Source organism: Paenibacillus tritici (assembly GCF_013204885.1).
In the GTDB taxonomy this organism is placed as follows: Bacteria; Bacillota; Bacilli; order Paenibacillales; family Paenibacillaceae; genus Paenibacillus_AQ; species Paenibacillus_AQ tritici.
Genome location: NZ_JABMKX010000007.1, coordinates 47,593 through 62,193, shown reverse-complemented (window position 1 = coordinate 62,193; position 14,601 = coordinate 47,593). Strand labels below are relative to the sequence as shown.

The window sequence follows — 14,601 nt, the reverse complement described above, 5'->3', positions numbered from 1 at the left end:
ATTGGTTACACAGTCTGCAAGCGGCGGGCTGCCATAGGTGATGGCTATCAAGGATATTGATTCCGTGTCTTAGACGCTCCCCGCCTGGGGGGGTTATAGTAGGGAGTAACTACCACACAGAGGAGTCCTGGCTTGTGATTCAGACTGTATTAACCACACTTGTAGAGGTCATTGTACCGTTGTCCATTCCAGTGGCCGCCGGGGCGCTGCTTGGTCGGTATAAGAAGCTCGACACGAAGCCCCTGCTGACGCTGTACCTGTATTTTCTCAGTCCGGCCATTATCCTGGATACGCTGGCTACGGCAGATATCTCCTTCGATGATGTCTATAAGACACTTGCGTTCTCGCTGCTGAACCTGTTTCTGCTCTGGGGTCTGGCTACTCTAATCGGCAAAATACTGAAGCTCGCCCCGCCCGAAGCCGCCGGTCTGACGCTCATCTCCACCTTCACGAACAGCGTCAATTACGGTCTGCCGCTGGTGCTGCTGGCCTTCGGCCAGCTCGGCCTCGACAAGGCCTCGGTCTATGTGATCGCCCAGATGGTGATCGTGAATACGATCGGCGTCTATTTCGCCGCCCGATCCCAGTTCTCGGTGCGCAGCGCGGTGAAGTCGGTCTTCTCGCTGCCGGCCATCTACGCCGCTATTCTGGCGCTGCTGCTGCGGGCGCTCGGCCTGCATATGCCGCATGAGCTGGCCTCGGGCGTAGCGATGGCCGCCGGAGCGTATTCGCCGGTAGTGCTGGCGATTCTCGGCGCGCAGATGGTGAAGGTCCAGGCAGCGCATACGGAGCGCAATGTGCAGCTTGCGTTCTGGACAGGGCTGACCGTCCGGCTGCTGCTGGCTCCGCTGCTCGCCGCGCTGGTGCTGCTCGCCCTGAATATCACAGGCACCCTGTTCTCAGTGCTGCTGATTCTGGCCTCCATGCCTGTCGCTGTTAATTCCGTGGTTTTGGCGGAACGCTTCGGCAGCTCACCTTCGCTCGTCTCGCGCTGTATCGTCTGGACTACGCTGGCCTCCTTCCTGGTCCTGCCGGTGCTGATCGCAGCGGTGGGCGGGTAGAGATTGCTGAGCCGGGCGGCTGGGGGAACGGGTTTCAGAAATCGAAGTTGTCCGGATCGGGACCGGTCCGCTGATCCCGGTTAAGACTGTCGATCCGCTCCATCTCGGCACGGCTCAGCTCGAAATCGAACAGGGAGGCATTCTCGATGATCCGCTGCTCTTTGGTTGATTTCGGGATGGTGACGATGCCATGCTGCAGATCCCAGCGCAGAATGATCTGGGCAACGGATTTGCCGTGGCTGGCAGCGATCTCCTTCAGTACCGGCTGGTCCAGCAGCTGGCCCTGCATCAGCGGCGCCCAGGCCTCAATCTGAATGCCATGGCGCTGTGCGAAGCTGCGCAGCGGCTGCTGGGACAGATAGGGATGCAGCTCCACCTGATTGACCATCGGCTGGATCTGCGAATCCTGTAGGATGTCTTCCAGATGATGAATCTGGAAATTGCTTACGCCGATCGCTTTGACACGGCCTGCCTGGTACAAGGCTTCGAGCGCTCTCCAGGCCTCCTTGTATTTGCCCTTCACCGGCCAGTGAATGAGATACAGATCCAAATAGCCGAGACCCAGCTTCTCCAGGCTGGCCTCGTATGCGGCCAGGGTCTGTTCATAGCCGAGGTCTGCATTCCAGACCTTGGAAGTTATGAAGAGCTCTTCGCGGGCGAGCTTGTTCTCCTCCATAGCTTCCCTAACTGCTTGTCCGACCCCGCGCTCATTGGCATAGACTGCGGCAGTATCTATACTGCGGTAGCCGTGGGCAATCGCGGACTTCACCGCCTGCACCAGCCCGTCGCCGTCCTCCACCTGAAAAACCCCGAGTCCAACCCACGGCATACTCACGCCGCCTTGAAGTACCGTTCTATCTTGTAAATGCTGTGCCATATGGAATAACCTCCTGAATGAATGATGTAGTAAGAAAAACTGAGTAGTAAGGATGTACTTTAGATGCATTAAGGATGTACTTTGGACGATAAGCGGCAAAATGCTGCACGGATTGCAACTTTGACTCCAGCGTATCTGGTTGTTTGTACAGATTGCTGCATGAAATACAAGAATTGTTCCGTAATACCGCTGGTTGGATGAGAAATACTGCCTTTCATGCAACAATCTTGACATAGGGCCGGAGTAAAGAGGGCAATGTTGTAATATAGGCAGGATTTTACGAAAATAAGCTGCGCCCCCTGCCATTGGTGGCATACACACCGCTTGGCTACGCACATTGCATTGGGTGCCGTACACAGTACTTAAGCTCAGGCGGCTTCCGCCCGCTGTATACGCTCGTCTCTGTTCTCCAGCGCCCGGCTCCAGGCCGTGAGCAGGACGGCGCCGAAGACCATAACGGCCCCTACCCAGGCGGTGTGGATCAGCCCCATGTGATCCGTAACCAGCCCGCCGAGGTACGCGCCGATGGCAATGCCTGCATTGAAGGCGGCAATGTTGACGGCAGAGGCGACATCCCGGGCGCCGGGGGCGAACCGGTCAGCCAGCATCACTACATAGACCTGGAGCCCGGGAACGTTCATGAAGGCGAGCAGCCCCATGAAGAAGATGGTGATCAGGGCGGCGGTTTGGAACGGAGCCGTGAAGGTGAGGATCAGCAGCACGGCGGCCTGCAGGGCGAACATATAGAATAAGGCGTTCATCGGCTTGCGGTTCGCTGCTCTGCCGCCGATGACATTACCGATGGCGATAGCGATGCCATAGACGAGCAGGATCACGGCGACCGTCTTCTCCTGGAAGCCGCTGATCTCATGGAGCAGCGGTGAGAGGTAGGTGAAGACGACGAACGTTCCGCCGTAGCCCAGGGCTGTGATGGCAAAAGCCAGCAGCAGCCGGCCGTTCGTCACCAGCTTGACCTGCTCGCGCAGCGGCGTGCGGGCCCCCTTGCGGAGCCCGGAGGGCACCAGCATCAGGTTGGCGGCCAGCGCCAGGATGCCGATCCCTACAATCGCGAGGAAGGCGGCCCGCCAGCCCAGCTGCTGGCCGAGGAACGTGCCGAGCGGAACACCGGTGACCGTGGCGACGGTAAGGCCGGTGAACATCATGGAGATGGCGCTGGCCCTGCGGTTCTCCGGCACCAGATCGGCGGCGATGGTGGAGGCGATCGACATGAACAGGCCGTGGGAGAGAGCGGATATCACCCGGGCGGCCAGCAGAGTGCCGATTCCGCCGGCAGCGCCGGCAAGACTGTTCCCGGCGATGAATACGAGCATCAGCAGGAGCAGCAGTGTTTTGCGGGAGACCCTTGTGGTCAGTGAGGTTAGCACAGGAGCCCCGAAGGTTACGCCCAGTGCATACAGGGTTACAGTTAATCCGGCGGTGGTCACGGATATATTCAGGTCATCAGCAATGAGTGGAAGCAGGCCTACGCTGATAAACTCGGTTGTTCCTATCGCAAAGGCGCTGATCGCCAGAGCCAGCAGCGCGAGGGTACTTTTTCTGTGGTCCAGAGACATGTTCTTCACTCCTACTATGGTAATCACCGGCCGGTAAATGCTATTATGGATTAAAGCTACCGATTAGAACAGTACGTACTTAAAAGTACTATAGGTACTAAAAAGTACCTGTAGATTATTGGACAGGATACTCTGAGGAATACACAGGGGGAAGATGAATGGCTAAAAAATATAATATTTCGGTTGAAGCAACGCTTGAAGTGATCGGCGGGAAATGGAAGTGTGTCATCCTCTGCCATCTGCGGCACGGTAAGCTGCGGACGAGCGACCTTAAGCGCCACATGCCTAACATTACGCAGAAAATGCTGACCCAGCAGCTCCGGGAGCTGGAGCAGGATGGTATCGTCAACCGGATCAGCTACAATCAGGTTCCGCCCAAGGTGGAATATGAGCTAAGCGAATACGGACAGACCCTGGGAACTATTCTGGATTCCCTCTGCGCGTGGGGGGAGCTGCATATCATTAAGGAATACGGTGATAAATTCGCTGTGCTGGAGGATAATGTGCTGAATAACAAGCAGGGGGAATTGCTGCCGGGCGCGGCGGAATAAGGAATGGAAACAAGAAGAAACGGCTATGCCGTCCTCACAGAGGATGGCATAGCCGTTTCTTCGGAAAGATAGGATAGAAGTGCATGGACGATGCGGGGGTTCAATCCGGCTCTCCTTCTGCGACCTGAATGGTGAAGATAAAGGTTGCTCCGCCCTCAACATCTGGCTTGGCGTAGATCGTTCCGCCCATGAGATCGACCAGCATTTTGCAGATGGACAGCCCGAGCCCGGTTCCGCCGAACTTGCGGTTGATGGTGGCTCCGATCTGGGTGAACGGCTGGAACAGATATTTCATTTTGTCCGCTGGGATGCCGATTCCGGTATCTTCAATAATGAATTCCAGCTCCAGCAGCTTATCCATAGCCTGCCGGAGATGGACATGCACTTTGACGCCGCCGGATTGGGTGAATTTAATGGCATTGCCGATCAGGTTGTTCAAGACCTGACGCAGACGGTTGGGATCGCCGATGAGCAGGGCAGGAACGTCAGCATCAATGGAGGTCTCCAGGGTCAGGCTGCGTTCTCTGGCCAGCGCCCGGAACAGATCGACCGTTTCTTTGAGGCAGGAGTGGAGATTGAAGAGCTCGTAATCCAGCTCCATTTTTCCCGATTCAATCTTGGTGAAGTCCAGGATATGTGTAATCACCGAGACCAGCGCATGGCCGCTCGTATGAATGATCTCGGCCATCTCCTGGTCGTCTGCGGATAGATCGGAGGAGCGCAGTACATCGGACATGGCAATAATCCCGTTCAGCGGTGTACGGATCTCATGGCTCATCATGGCGAGGAAGCCGCTTTTGATCCGCAGAGCCACTTCGGCTGTTTCCTTCAGTTCGGTAAGGATGCTGTTGGCCGTCTCCAGCTCCTCGGTTTTGAGCTGCAGCTCTTTGAGGGTCTGATAGAGGCGGACGAAGCCGTCAATCTTGCTTTTTAACACGGTCGGATGGTACGGCTTGGTCAAGTAATCTATCGCCCCGGCCGAGTAGGCCATCATATAGTTCTCCAGCTCGGAAGTCAGGGAGGTCAGGAATATGATGGGAATATCCCGTGATTTTTGACGCATTTTAATTCGTTTCGCCGTTTCGAACCCGTTCATATCAGGCATAAGCACATCCATAATAATCAGGGCGAATTCCTGCTCCAGCAGACATTTCAGCGCCTCCATCCCGGATAGCGCATTGACCAGCCGGTAGGGGGAATCGGCCAGCAATGCCTGGATGGACAGGAATTCCTCTGCCCGGTCATCTACTACTAGAATATTAATCGGATACTCCATGACGCCTCCTATTGAATCAACCATAATTTCAGCACGCTCACCAGCTGTGTTGTATTGATCGGTTTGGAAATATAATCGTTTGCTCCGGCCTGCAGGCACTTGACCCGGTCTTCCTCCAGGGCGCGGGCAGTCAGAGCGATAATGACCAGCTGATCATATTCCGGTCTGAGCCGGATGTGCTTCATGGTCTCGTAACCATCCATCTCCGGCATCATGATATCCATGAATACAAGCTCGACCCCGGGGTTGTCCTCCAGATGCTTCAGCGCTTCGTTACCGTTCTGGGCAAAGCTGATCTCCATATTATACCCTTCCAGGACACTGGATAATGCAAAGATATTACGCATATCATCATCCACAAGCAGAATGCTTTTTCCGGCAAAAGCGGCCTCCGGATTATGCAGATTCTCGATCAGACGCTGCTTGTCCAGCGGCAGGTCCGCGTGCTTGCGGTGCAGATACAAGGCCGTATCATCATAGAGCCGTTCCATGGACCGCACGTTCTTGATGACAATGCTCTCGGCATAATGCTTGAGGCGCTGCTCGTCCGTCTTGCTGAGATCCTTGCCTGTGTAGATGATAACCGGCAGGGTCTGCAGCTTGCGGTTGGTTTTGACCTGCTCCAGCAGGTCGAAGCCGGAGATATCCGACAGGCCCAGGTCCAGCACCATACAGTCAAAATGATGGCTGGCCAGATGCTCCATGGCTTCTCTCCCTGTGCCGACGGCAATGATGTTCACATCGGGATGGGCGATGAATTCCACAAGGCTGCTGCGCAGAACCTTATTGTCTTCGACAATCAGCAGACTCTTCACCGGACGGCGGATATAGGTCTCGATCTGCAGGAAGGCTGCCTCAAGCTCGGCATAATCATTCGGCTTCTTCCAGAAGGATAAGGCGCCCATCGCCAGGCTCTGCTGATTCTCCTCGGCTGTCGAGATGACATGCACGGGGATGTGGCGCAGCTCCGGCCGGCTCTTCAGCCGGCTGATAATCGACCAGCCGTCCAGAACGGGGAGATGCAGATCCAGCAGGATGGCATCCGGCTTGTAGGCATGGGCCAGCGCCAGCCCCTGATCGCCCTGGAAGGCGACGATGGCTTTGAAGCCCCGGCTGCGCGCGAGCTGCAGCAGCATAGCGGCGAATTCAGCATCCTCTTCAATAATCAGCAGCAGCGTATCGCCGCTTGTCAGGTTGCTGCGGTCATCTTCCATCTCAGCATATTGCAGCAGCTTCGGATTGGAGATGGAGATATCGGGAACGAAGGATTCCCGGAAGGCCGGATTCTCCCGGGGAGCCGCTTCGGCTCCCGGGTGATCCGCAGTAGCTGCGGCCGCAAAGGCAGAGGCAGAGGCAGCCAGCGCGTGGGCATCCTCTCCCGGCTCCACAGCGGGAATCAGCAGGGAGAAGGTGCTGCCCTTGCCCTCTATGGAATCAACCTCAATTCTTCCGCCCAGCAGCGTTGCCAGCTCCCGGCAGATCGTGAGGCCCAGACCGGTTCCGCCATATCTGCGGCTGGTGGTGCCGTCGGCCTGCTGGAAGGCCTCGAAGATACTCTCCAGCTTGGAAGCGGCAATACCGATGCCGGTATCGCTGACGGAGAAGATCACCTCTTCGCCGCTGGTGCGGATGGAGAGGGTGACGGAGCCTTGCTCCGGTGTGAACTTCAGGGCATTGGACAACAGGTTATTCATAACCTGCTGGAGCCTATGGCCGTCTGTCATCAGATGATCGGGCAGGCGGCTGTCCGTATGGACATCGAACCGGAGGTTCTTTTTCTTGGCCTGCTGTTCAAAGTGGCGGTAAATATTGCTGCTGAGATCCAGCAGGGAGACCGGCTCGATAACAGGGGTCATTTTGCCGACCTCCAGCTTCGCCAGGTCAAGAATCTCGTCGATCAGCTGAAGAAGATCCTTGCCTGCCGAGAAAATCGTATGCACGTATTCCAGCTGCTTGGCCTGAAGGTTCCCTTCCTTGTTCTCGGCGAGAATCTGCGAGAGGATGAGCAGGCTGTTCAGCGGCGTACGCAGCTCATGGGAGACATTGGCCAGAAATTCCGATTTGTATTGTGCGGCCATGAAGATCTCCTGCGCCTGCACCTCGATCTCTTCCTTCTGCTTCCCGGTTAGCTCAACCTGGAGCAGCAGCTGATCATTGGAGGCTGCCAGCTCTTCCTTCTGGGTGTGCAGCTCCTCAGCTTGTGCCTGTAGCTCCTCTGTCTGAGACTGGAGTTCTTCCGTCTGGGCCTGGAGTTCCTCCTTCTGGTTCAGCAGCTCATTTGTTTGGGCCTGCAGCTCCTCCGCCTGCTCAGCAATCTCGGATTTCTGGAGTTCTGAAATCTGCAGCTGCTTCTGCATATCACGGTTAGCTGCGGATAATTCGTCGGCCTGCGCCTTAATCTCTGCGGCCTGCCGGTGGGTAACCTCCATCTGCTGCTTAAGCTCCAGATTCGAGGCTGCCAGTTCTTCTGTCTGTATTCTAAGCTCATCGGCCTGGGCTTCAATCTCGGCCTTTTGTTCCTCTGTCAGCTCCATCTGTGCCTGGAGCTGCTCATTGAAGCTCAGCAGGCTCTCGGCCTGCACCTCCAGCTCTACCTTCTGATCATGCAATTGATCGGTCTGCTTACGCAGCTCATCGGTCTGGGCGAGCAGCTCTTCCGTCTGTGCTTCCAGCTCCTCGGTCTGAGCCTGCAGCTCCTCAGTCTGCGTCTCAAGCTCTTCCTTCTGCAGCTGGGTCTCGTTCAGCAGCTCTTCGATCTTGGCGACACCGGCCAGCGTATTGATGAGGACCCCCATATTCTGGCCGGTCCGCTCAATCAGCTGATGTTCCTTGTACCCGAAGTGGTGCAACGCTGCCAGCTCCATTACGGCAACCACTTCCTGCTCATGCAGGATGGGAACTACGATCAGCGAGGCAGGGGAGGCTTCTCCGAGTGCGGAGTGCACTTTGATATAATCCTCCGGAAGATTCTGCAGCATAATAATCTGCTGGTCCAGCCCGCATTGTCCGACCAGTCCGCTGCCGAGCGGGATCGGCTCCCGGTGTCCTGCGGACTCATCTATGGCGTAGCCGGCCGCGAAGTTCAGCTGATCACCCTGTTTTAGGTAGACCGCTCCATAGCTGCCGCCGACAGCGGCAGCCAGCCTCCCGATGAAGACACGGGAAGCCGTCTGGAGCTGCACGGAGCCCTGAAGCTGCATCGCCATCTCTGACACCTGCGTGTTGATCCAGGCCTGCTCCTCCGCCTTCAGCCGCAGCTCGCGTTCTTCGGCGGTTCTGTGGTGAAGATCAGACGCGAGCTTATAGAAAGAGCCGGCGAGCTGTCCGAATTCATCCTTGCGCACAGTAGATGCGGCTGCCGGGCTAAGGGTCCCTTCCGCAATATCCCTGGAGATGTTCATAATCCGGTTCAATCCGTGGTTGATGTTCCGCTGAATACTGAAGATCAGGCCAATCCCGATCAGAATGCCGCAAGCACCGAGACCTGCTGCGAGGAGGCGGGAGCCCCCCTCCATATTGAGGATAGATATAGTAATCATACTGCCAAGCAGCAGTATAGAAACGGATGTTGCTAACCAAACCTGTTGTTTTATTCTCATTGTTCGCCGCCTTTGTTCAGTTAGTAATACTAAATCTATATAATTATACTTTTAATAGAGGCTGGGCGATAGAGCGGGCAGCAAGAAAACCCCGGAAAACTTCAGTTTTCAAGGCTTTTCGGGGGTTATCCCGGCTTCCTCAGCCGCGTGGATGAACGATTGTTAACTTTTTATGAAAAACTATGAAACCACCGCAAATATACTTAAAATTTTGCTTGTAAGCATTCTGCGGAGCGTGTAAGATATAGACTTATCATAACTCATATAATCTTGGGAATATGGCCCATAAGTTTCTACCGGATAACCACTGTAATTATCCGACTATGAGTGAAATAGCGCATCTAGGGTTCCGTTTCTTGTGCCATGGCACGGGAAGGACTGGTCCAAGCGATGCGGACACGTATATGTGTTACACCACTAAGGGACAAAAACCCAGAAGGACAGATTCACTTGAGAGAAACACTCAGGGGAATCTGTCCTTTTTTTATTGTACATCTGTCTTTTATTCAAAGGAGGAAGAACTGCTGTAATGAAAGTATTAGAGGAGCGCATCAGACAAGAAGGCTTAATTCTGTCAGGCACTGTACTGAAAGTAGACTCGTTTCTGAATCATCAGGTGGACACGGAGCTTGCACTGCAAATCGGGCAGGAATTCGCAGCCATCTTCGGGGATCAGCCGGTCACCAAGGTGCTGACTGTGGAGGCCAGCGGCATCCAGTTCGCGATGGCAGCGGGCATTGCGCTGGGCGTACCGTTCATCTATGCCAAGAAAAATAAGGCGGTTACCCTGTCCGAGGCGGTGTATTCGGCACCGGTTCATTCGTTCACCCGCCAGGAGGACTACCGGATCAGCATCTCCCGGAAGTATCTGGGACCCGAAGACAAAGTACTGATTATCGACGATTTCCTGGCTACCGGCGCTGCGCTTGTAGGGTTATGCGAGATCATTGCGGAATCCGGGGCGGAGCTGCTTGGGGTCGGTTGTGTGATCGAGAAAAGCTTCCAGGAGGGACGCGGTCTGCTGGAGCAGCGCGGAGTTCCTGTACATGCGCTGGCCCGGATTGCTTCGATGTCGCCGGGTGAGATTCATTTCATAGATCAGGAAGAATTAATCAAGGAGAGTGCAGGATGTTAAGCAAACAGAAGATATTCGCCCTCGGGCTTCAGCATGTGCTGGCTATGTATGCCGGAGCTGTCATTGTACCGCTGGTGGTCGGAGGAGCGCTCAACTTGAACGGTACGCAGATGGCGTATCTGATTGCAGCGGATCTGTTCACATGCGGACTGGCTACCCTGCTGCAGATTATGCGCAGCAAATATTTCGGTAGCGGACTTCCGGTGGTCCTCGGCTGTACCTTCACTGCCGTCAGCCCGATTATCGCCATTGCTTCAGGCTCCAATCTGGCGACGGCGTACGGCGCCATCATTATCTCCGGTCTGTTCGTTGTACTGGCAGCCCCGGTGTACGGGAAGCTGCTGAAGTTCTTCCCTACGGTAGTTACCGGATCGGTAGTCACCATTATCGGGCTGTCGCTGATCCCGGTAGCGATGAATAACGTGGCCGGGGGTCAGGGCAGCGCCGATTTCGGCCAGCCCCGCAATCTGCTGCTGGCGCTGATCACACTGCTCGTCATTCTGGCCGTGAACCGGCTGACTACAGGGTTCCTGCGTTCCGTATCCGTGCTGGTCGGTCTGGTGGTTGGAACGGGTATCGGCTACGCCATGGGCATCGTGCATTTCTCTACCGTGACTACGGCCTCCTGGGTCAGTGTTGCCCAGCCGTTCTACTTCGGCTGGCCGCAGTTCAGCATTACGGCAATATTCACGATGATTATCGTGAATATCGTGTCCATGGTGGAATCAACGGGCGTTTATTTTGCTGTAGGCAAGGCAACGGACCAGCAGGTGGAGCAGAAGCAGATCGTCAACGGCCTGCGTTCCGAAGGACTGGCCATCATGCTTGGCGGCTTCTTCAACGCCTTCCCGTACACCGCATTCTCCCAGAATGTCGGGTTGCTGTCGCTGACCCGGGTGAAGACGCGGAATGTGATTTTTGCGGCTGGCGGAATTATGATCGTGCTGGGCCTGCTGCCAAAGCTCGCCGCACTGACCACTGTCGTGCCGAATGCGGTGCTTGGCGGGGCGATGATTGTCATGTTCGGATCGGTAGCCGCTTCCGGCATGTCGATTCTGTCCGATGTGGATCTCCGCAAGGACGGTAATCTGTTGATTGCCGCCTGCAGTATTGCTGTGGGCCTCGGCTCTGCAGTGCTTCCGTCCATGTTCGACCAGCTGCCGGAGTTCGCCAGAATGCTGCTGCAGAACGGCATAGTATCCGGTTCCCTGACGGCCATTATTCTCAATATTTTCTTGTCGAGAACCCAGGACAGCGCACCGGTGGCCGCCGCAGCCCCGGAGGTTAAGTAAAATCTTCCATCACGGCGAATCTAACAAGATTCGCGGCCGATTCCGAAATATATGGGAATCGGCTTTTTTTGTGTGCTCAGATAAACAACCCCTGTTGTATAATTTAAAATACTTCTATTACTACAACCAGAAGGGAATGGCGGAGAATATGAGAAAGTATTGGCTGAGTATTCTCGGCAGTCTGGTGCTGGTATTGATCATTCCGCTGCTCTCCGTCCTCCAGACCCTGCAGATCAAAGGGGACAGGCCGCAGGCAGTACAGGGTGTCATCGACTTGCGCTCCTGGAACCCCAGCCAGGACGGTATCATGAAGCTGGATGGAGAATGGGAGCTGTACCGCGATGTACTCCTGTCGCCCGGAGACTTCCATCCGGTGAACGGCGGGAAGAAGGCGCCCTCCGTCTCTGCGATGATTAAAGTTCCGGCGAAATGGAACGCTGATCTTGCTGAAGACGGGGACCGCCGCGCCAAGGGGCACGCTACCTACCGCCTCCAGGCCAGAATTGCCGGGGGGGAAGCCGCGGTATATGGCCTGCGAACCAGCAACATCCGCAGTGCGAGCAGGATTTTCTTGAACGGGCAGGAGATTGGAAGCAGTGGTACCCCGTCAGCCGCCGCCTCTGAGGGCAGGCAGAATAATATGCCTTATATGGGCTTCGCATCGGTGACCGGGAATTGCATGGAGATTATTGTACAGGTGGCTAACTACAGCTACTCTTCAGGAGGAATTGTTCAGCCGATTGTCATCGGTAATCAGACCTCAATTCTGAAGCACCGGGAATTTGCCCTGTTCGTGGATGGGGCTGCGGTGATCGGATTCTTCGTTCTGTCCCTGTTCCTGCTGATGTTCTCCAAAGTAAGGGAAAGCCGGGGGGTTACCTTATATCTCGGTTTATTCTGCCTGGCGGCACTGGTCTACATTCTAACCCATGGCGAGAAGCTCATCCTGGCCGTGATGCCGGGATTTCCTTACGAGATTATACTGAAGCTGCAGCTGGCTTCCTCCACGCTGGTCTATTATTTTCTGCTGCGTTATGTAGCCAATTCCGTGAACTATCCGATGTCTATTGCAGTCATTAAGACCTCCAAGCTGTTTACGGTCCTGCTGCTGCTGATTGCTGTATTCGTCCCGGCTTATCAGTTCAGCTATCTGGAAGGCATGCTGTTGACCTGGGGTTCGGTGAGCATAGGCTTCGTCCTCTACTCCATGGTTCAGGGAACCCGGCGCAATGACAAAAATATGTTCCTGATGATGGTCAGCATTGAGAGCCTGAGCGTGGTTATTATTTATTACCTGATCAGCTTCATGGGCATGAACTTCAGCTATTTCATCATCTCCTACGAAATTCTCCTGTTCGGGTTCGTTCAGGCCATTATTATGACCCGCCAATATGCGGCCTCCTTCCTGGAGGTGGAACAGCTCTCACGCCGTCTGCTGTCGCTCGACGGTCTGAAGGATGACTTCATCTCCGATACTTCCCAGGAACTCCGCAAGCCGCTTCAGGGGATTGTGAACATGGCCAAGGTCCTGGCGCAGGGTACTGCTGGTTCCATAAGCAGTGCTCAGAGTGAACAGCTCCTTACGATTGTCTCCACCGGCAAGCGGCTTACAGCCTTAATCCATGATATGTCGGACTTCGCGAAGCTCAACCACGGCTCGCTGTTTCTGCGCCGCCAGGCAGTTGATCTCCGTACAACAGCTTCCTCGATCATGGAGGTCACCCGCCAGGTGTACGGGAATAGCCACCTGGAATTCCGCCTGATTCTGCCGGAGCGGCTTCCGCTGCTGGAGACGGATGAGCAGCGCCTGGCCCAGATTCTGCACAATTTATTGGCAAATGCAGTGAATTATACGCCCAGAGGCGTGATAACATTGTCTGCTGAGGTTAAAGAAGAGTATGTTGCCATCCTTATAACGGATACAGGTCAAGGCATAGCGCCTGAGCGGCTGCGCTCGATATTCGATGCTTATGATCCAAGCGGTCCCGCCGCGAACAAGGTGTACCGGGAGAACGGGCTTGGCCTCAGTATTACCCAGAGATTGGTAGAACTGACAGGCGGAGAAATTGAGGCGCATTCAGAGCCGGGGCACGGCTCGATCTTCCGCTTCACACAGCCTATCCTGCAGAGGAGCCGGGCGCTGCTGGAGGAGGAACTCAAGGAGTTCCACGGATGGGAGGCGGCTGCTGCGTATCAGCCTCCCGGAGAAGACCCGGTCTTGCCGCCGTCTGCGGACTGCTGCTCCATTCTGGTAGTGGATAATGACCCTGTTAACCTTCGCGTGCTGACAGGTATGCTGCAACTGGAGAACCATTCGGTGATTACCGCCAGCAGCGGAGCCGAGGCTATGCACATCATTCAGCAGAACCCTGAGCTAGATCTTGTTATTGCCGACTGGGTGATCCCGGAGATGCCCGGACTTCTGTTAGTCAAGGCCATCCGTGAACGGTTCACCTTGTCCGAGCTGCCTATTCTGGTGCTCATGGCTAGCAGCCGTCCGGACGATATCCTGGCAGCGTTCGAGGCCGGCGCGAATGATTATCTAAGCAAGCCGGTGGAGCTGCGCGAATTCAAGGCGCGGATGCAGACCCTGCTGGATATGCGCAAGTCTATCCGTGCCTCTGTTCAGGCAGAGATCGCTTACCTGCAGGCGCAGATCAAGCCGCATTTCTTATATAATGCCCTGAATGCCATTATTTCGGTATGTCCGGTAGAACCGGACAAGGCCACGGAACTGCTGCTCGACCTCAGCCAGTACCTGCGGAGCAGCTTCGACTTCCAGAACCGGGGGCAGACCGTGTCCATTGTGAAGGAGCTGGAGCTGGTCAAATCCTACCTTGCCCTGGAGCAGGCACGGTTCGATGAGCGGCTGAATATCGAGTTCGATGTCCCGGACGATGTGATGGCTATGGTTCCGCCGCTGAGCATTCAGCCGATTGTAGAGAACGCCGTGAATCATGGCCTGATGCAGAAGGAGGCCGGAGGGACGGTACAGCTGACGGTCGAGCTGCTGCCTGGCTCCCTCAGGGTAGCTGTTCTGGATGACGGTGTTGGAATGTCCCCGCAGAAGATTGTGGAGATCCTGTCCGAAGAACGGACAGAGGGAGGCATCGGGCTGCGGAATATTCAGCACCGGCTGCTCAAAATGTACGGAACAGGCCTGAGCATTGACAGCGTACCGGGCCGGGGAACCGCTATATCTTATACCATTCCGAGATAAGCGATAGACCTGTGAA

Annotated in this window: 9 protein-coding genes and 1 riboswitch; of the genes, 5 read left to right on the top strand and 4 right to left on the bottom strand. The window is 55.5% G+C overall.

Going from position 1 to position 14,601, the window contains the following annotated elements; all coding sequences use genetic code 11:
• The first annotated feature begins 134 nt into the window (after positions 1-134).
• Positions 135-1,061, top strand: a complete 927-nt coding sequence (locus HQN87_RS13660; protein ID WP_173133890.1) for an AEC family transporter — start codon at positions 135-137, stop codon at positions 1,059-1,061.
• A 34-nt stretch (positions 1,062-1,095) separates the two neighbouring features.
• On the opposite strand, the gene HQN87_RS13655 is transcribed toward HQN87_RS13660, so the two are convergent.
• Together HQN87_RS13655 and HQN87_RS13650 are read right to left on the bottom strand one after the other, a co-directional pair.
• The gene (locus HQN87_RS13655) at positions 1,096-1,938 is read right to left on the bottom strand and encodes an aldo/keto reductase (protein WP_173133887.1); all 843 of its coding nucleotides are present in this window, start codon (positions 1,936-1,938) and stop codon (positions 1,096-1,098) included.
• Between the two features lie 368 nt (positions 1,939-2,306).
• The gene (locus HQN87_RS13650; protein WP_173133884.1) at positions 2,307-3,512 is read right to left on the bottom strand and encodes an MFS transporter; all 1,206 of its coding nucleotides are present in this window, start codon (positions 3,510-3,512) and stop codon (positions 2,307-2,309) included.
• Positions 3,513-3,670: 158 nt separating this feature from the next.
• Here HQN87_RS13650 and HQN87_RS13645 point away from each other — a divergent pair, with 158 nt between their 5' ends.
• Complete coding sequence (locus HQN87_RS13645; protein ID WP_173133881.1) at positions 3,671-4,063, top strand: winged helix-turn-helix transcriptional regulator; 393 nt, start codon at positions 3,671-3,673, stop codon at positions 4,061-4,063.
• A gap of 100 nt (positions 4,064-4,163) precedes the next feature.
• Here the strand turns inward: HQN87_RS13645 and HQN87_RS13640 are convergent, their stop codons facing one another.
• Both HQN87_RS13640 and HQN87_RS13635 read right to left on the bottom strand, forming a co-directional pair.
• A complete protein-coding gene (locus tag HQN87_RS13640) occupies positions 4,164-5,339 on the bottom strand; it encodes an ATP-binding response regulator (protein ID WP_173133878.1) in 1,176 nt (391 codons plus the stop codon).
• A gap of 8 nt (positions 5,340-5,347) precedes the next feature.
• Positions 5,348-8,938 carry a response regulator gene (locus tag HQN87_RS13635; protein ID WP_254075489.1) on the bottom strand — a complete coding sequence of 1,197 codons (3,591 nt, stop codon included), beginning with the start codon at positions 8,936-8,938 and terminating at the stop codon, positions 5,348-5,350.
• A gap of 240 nt (positions 8,939-9,178) precedes the next feature.
• Positions 9,179-9,282: riboswitch (purine riboswitch) on the top strand.
• Positions 9,283-9,467: 185 nt separating this feature from the next.
• On the opposite strand from HQN87_RS13635, the gene HQN87_RS13630 reads away from it, so the two are divergent.
• The 3 genes from HQN87_RS13630 (at position 9,468) to HQN87_RS13620 (ending at position 14,585) form a co-directional block, all read left to right on the top strand.
• On the top strand, positions 9,468-10,073 hold the full coding sequence (locus HQN87_RS13630) for a xanthine phosphoribosyltransferase (protein ID WP_173133875.1): 606 nt from the start codon (positions 9,468-9,470) through the stop codon (positions 10,071-10,073).
• Positions 10,067-11,365: a nucleobase:cation symporter-2 family protein gene (locus HQN87_RS13625; protein WP_173133872.1), complete on the top strand. Its 1,299-nt coding sequence runs from the start codon at positions 10,067-10,069 to the stop codon at positions 11,363-11,365. Before HQN87_RS13630 ends, HQN87_RS13625 begins: the two co-directional genes overlap by 7 nt.
• Positions 11,366-11,513: 148 nt before the next feature.
• Complete coding sequence (locus HQN87_RS13620) at positions 11,514-14,585, top strand: ATP-binding protein (RefSeq protein ID WP_254075488.1); 3,072 nt, start codon at positions 11,514-11,516, stop codon at positions 14,583-14,585.
• Positions 14,586-14,601 lie beyond the last annotated feature (16 nt).